The 3881-nt window shown below is 53.1% G+C and carries 4 protein-coding genes; all 4 read right to left on the bottom strand.

Annotated elements, in window-relative coordinates; all coding sequences use genetic code 11:
* Window positions 1-188: 188 nt before the first annotated feature.
* Window positions 189-782: a glycerol-3-phosphate 1-O-acyltransferase PlsY gene (gene plsY, locus ACI3UA_RS06255; protein WP_439723962.1), complete on the bottom strand. Its 594-nt coding sequence runs from the start codon at window positions 780-782 to the stop codon at window positions 189-191.
* Between the two features lies 1 nt (window position 783).
* Entirely contained in the window at window positions 784-2115 is a 1332-nt protein-coding gene (gene der, locus ACI3UA_RS06250) for a ribosome biogenesis GTPase Der (RefSeq protein ID WP_439723961.1), read from the bottom strand.
* A 1-nt stretch (window position 2116) separates the two neighbouring features.
* Window positions 2117-3520, bottom strand: a complete 1404-nt coding sequence (locus tag ACI3UA_RS06245) for a DUF512 domain-containing protein (RefSeq protein WP_439723960.1) — start codon at window positions 3518-3520, stop codon at window positions 2117-2119.
* An 83-nt stretch (window positions 3521-3603) separates the two neighbouring features.
* On the bottom strand, window positions 3604-3881 hold a 278-nt coding region (locus ACI3UA_RS06240), incomplete at its 5' end, for a S1 RNA-binding domain-containing protein (protein ID WP_439723959.1).

Here is a 3881-nt window from a genome sequence, read left to right as displayed (position 1 = left end):
GATAAAAATTTTAACAATCGCAATAAAATGTCTTGCATGTTACTTTCTGCAAAAGGTTTTAGAGGATAATCTGTGCCAAAACAGGGCACAAAAAACTCCTGACCGGTTCAAAAACCAGTCAGGAGCCACTCCTAAATTTAACTGAAAAATATTTTCAGAATCTGTATATATATCTGTGTATCACGACATTATTTTGCCGCCTTGATTTTGCTCTCCGTACCATTCAGAAGCCTTTCAATATTGCTCTTGTGACGGAAAATGATGAATGCTGCCGCAATCAGCCCCAGCACCAGAAACTCGGTGTGCAGGCCGAAAAACAGGGCCAGAATAGGCACCAGTGCCGCCCCGATAATGGACCCCAGGGACACATAGCCGGTGAAGTACACAATGGCGAACCAGACAGCAAAGACAATCAGGGTAACTGTCGGCATGAGGGCTGCAATGACCCCCAGTCCTGTGGCCACACCCTTGCCCCCCTTGAAGGACAGGAATACCGACCAGGAATGACCGGCAATGGCCAGCAGTCCGCAGATGATACCGGCCAGCTCGCTGCCCCCCAGATGAAGGCCCAGATAGGCACTGATGGCACCCTTCAAAAAGTCCAGGGCAAAAATACTGATACCCCCGGCCTTGCCGATGGTGCGCCAGGCGTTGGTAGCGCCAATGTTTTTGCTGCCATGCTGACGCAAATCAACGCCCCAGACAGTCTTGCCCAGAATCAGGCCGTTGGGAATAGAACCAAGAAGATAGCTGATTGCAGCTGCCACAATAAAATCCAGCATCTTAAAAATCCTCCTCTTCCTTGCGTCCGCGAACAATCAATTTTAACGGCGTTCCCTCAAAGCCAAAGCTCTCCCGCAGGCGGTTCTCCAGAAAACGCAGATAAGAGAAATGCATCAGCTCAGGGTCATTTACAAATACGATGAACTTCGGCGGCTGAATGTCAGCCTGAGTCATAAAGAAAATCTTCAACTGCTTGCCGCGATGAGATGGCGGCGGATTGACGGACACAGCGTCACGAATAAGCTCGTTCAGCACGCTGGTCTGAATGCGCATGGACTGCTGGTCAGCCACATACTTTACCAGCTCCGTAATGCGATGGATGCGCTGGCCTGTCAGGGCGGAGGTGTACAGCACCGGCGCATACTGCAGGAAGCCGATTTCATCGCGCAAATCCTCGGTAAAGCGCAGGGTGGACTTGTCATCCTTGTCCGGGAATACATCCCATTTGTTCACGACAATGATGACGCCCTTGCCTGATTCATGGGCATAACCGGCAATCTTCTTGTCCTGCTCCGTGATGCCTTCCTCCGCATTGATAACCATCAGCACCACATCGGCCCTATCGACGGCACGCAGGGAGCGCATGACGCTGTAACGCTCTACAGCCTCGTCAATCTTGCCCTTGCGGCGCATGCCTGCCGTATCAATCAGCATAAACTTTATGTTGTCGGACACAAAATGGGTATCGATGGCATCACGAGTGGTTCCAGGCACGTTGCTGACAATCACCCGGTTCTCGCCAATCAGGGCATTGACAATAGAGGACTTGCCCACATTAGGACGCCCGATGACAGCGATGCTGATTTCGTCCTCCTCCTTGTCCTCGCCATCAGTTTCCGGAAAGGCCGCCACCACTGCATCCAGAAGGTCGCCCAGTCCCAGGGAATTTGACGCGGCAATGCCCAGCGGCTCTCCCAATCCCAGGCTGTAAAATTCATACACGCCGGCCTCCATCTGCGGGCTGTCAATCTTGTTTACCGCCAGAATAACAGGCTTCTTGGTGTTCCGCAGCATGCGGCCCACCTCTTCATCCGCAGTGGTCAGCCCCGCACGGCCATCCACCACGAATACTATGACATCGGCTTCCTCCATGGCCACCAGAGCCTGCTGGCGCATGGATTTCAGGATGTGGTCATCATCCTCAAACTCAATGCCGCCTGTATCTATCATGGTAAAGGTATGATTCAGCCATTCGGCATCCATATAGATGCGGTCACGGGTAACTCCCGGCATGTCGTCCACAATAGAAACGCGCCTCTTGCCAATCTGGTTGAACAAGGTGGATTTGCCCACATTCGGACGCCCTACAATGGCTACGATAGGTTTACTCATACTACATTCCTCCTCTCTTGGTATAGGCAGCGTTGCTCTGCCACATATAGGAAGCGGCCGTATCGCCTACGCCGCTATAATTTTCCCAATCCGTCAGGGCATGGAAATACTCACTGCCACTGCCTACTGTTTCCACGCGGCAGGGCAGCCTGCCGCAAAACTCGCTCAGGGTGATATCATCCAGAAAAACATTGTCCCCGGTTCTAAGGGCCGATTCCGGAATAAGGATGCCATCCGCATCACCTGCCGCTTCCGCCAATGCCGCCAGCATATCCCCGGCCGTCAGAAGGCCTGACACATTGACCGTAGTGCCAAAGTGATTGTTTGTGACAGGCACCATAGTAACATGCAGGCGCTCAGACCGGACAGAACCGGCCAGCTTCTCCATCAGGGGAGCAATCGATGTGCCGGACACCACGGCCAGATGCAGGGCTTTCCCCTGCTCCGGATGAGCAGCAGTTACCGTATCCTCATCCATAGCCGCGGCCTCCTCAAACTCCTCCACGAAATTACGCGCCAGCCCGATGCCGTTATCCAGCTGTGGAAAGCCGTCATAGTATTCTGCCGGCGGCAGTTCCCTGCCAGCCAGCAGGTAAAACTCATCTGCCAGATAGATAAAGGTACGGCCATCCTTTTCCCGCTGCCTGCGCTGATATGTCTCTACCTGCTCCACCACCCTGGCCGCGCTTTCCTTGTCAAAGGATTTCAGGGGAAAGCAATCCTGCCGGAACTTTGTCAGCCCCACCGGCACAATGGCCACGGACAGGGCATGGGGCTGACGGGCAATGATATCCTGCAGGGAACGCTCCAGCTCCGCACCATCATTCAAATCACGGCACAGGACAATCTGGGTGTGATACTCCACATCCGCCGCCTCCAGCTTGTCCAGCTGCACGGACAGGTTGCCCGCCGTTTTACAGCGGAGCATCTTCCGCCTCAGCTCAGGATTGGTACACTGCACCGAAACAAACAGCGGGGAAAGATGATACTGCCTTATGCGCTGGAAGTCCGCATCCACCATGTTGGTCATGGTGATGAAATTGCCATACAGGAAGGACATGCGGTAGTCATCGTCCTTGATGTTCAGGCTTTCCCGCATATCTGGTGCCACCTGGTCCACAAAGCAGAACAGGCAGTTGTTGGCGCAGTGCCTGATGCCGTCAAAAACGGCTGACTCAAACTCCGCCCCCAGCTCTTCATCATAATCCTTGTCAAATTCATAGACCTCCTGCTGGCCGTCCTCATGCTCCACCAGCATGGTGATTTCCTCATCGGCAAAGGCAAAGCTCACATCAATAATGTCCCGTAGCTTCATGCCATTAATCTCCAGCAGCTTATCCCCCGGAACCAGCTCCAGCTCTTCCGCCAGACTGCCGGGATAAACCTTCAGTATTCTGCCGTACATCTTTCCCCTCCTTTGTAACAGAAAGTAAGGAGTGATGAACCCACCACTCCTTGCAAAAAATCTTTGTTTTGTTGGACGCCGAATTACTCAGCAGCCTCTGCGCTGTTAGCCTTGGTAATGCTCAGGGAAATGCGCTTTCTCTTCATGTCGATGTGGAGAATCTTTACATTTACCTGCTGGTTCAGCTCTACAGCCTCATCTGCGCGGTTAATGCGCTTGGTAGCCAGCTCGCCCATAGGAATCAGGCCATCAAAGCCCGGCTCAATCTCCATGAATGCACCAAAGTCAGTCAGCTTGATGATAGTACCGCTGATGATGGAACCCTCGGTGTACTTCTCAGCCTTCTCCAGCCATGGATCAG

Origin of the sequence: Anaerovibrio sp. (assembly GCF_051866355.1) — a bacterium.
Lineage (GTDB): Bacteria > Bacillota > Negativicutes > Selenomonadales > Selenomonadaceae > Anaerovibrio.
This window is presented reverse-complemented; position numbering and strand designations above follow the sequence as displayed.

Coding starts and splice junctions, on each gene's coding strand:
- ACI3UA_RS06245 (WP_439723960.1), bottom strand. CDS start 3,520: ATGTACGGCAGAATACTGAAGGTTTATCCCGGCAGTCTGGCGGAAGAG.
- der (WP_439723961.1), bottom strand. CDS start 2,115: ATGAGTAAACCTATCGTAGCCATTGTAGGGCGTCCGAATGTGGGCAAA.
- plsY (WP_439723962.1), bottom strand. CDS start 782: ATGCTGGATTTTATTGTGGCAGCTGCAATCAGCTATCTTCTTGGTTCT.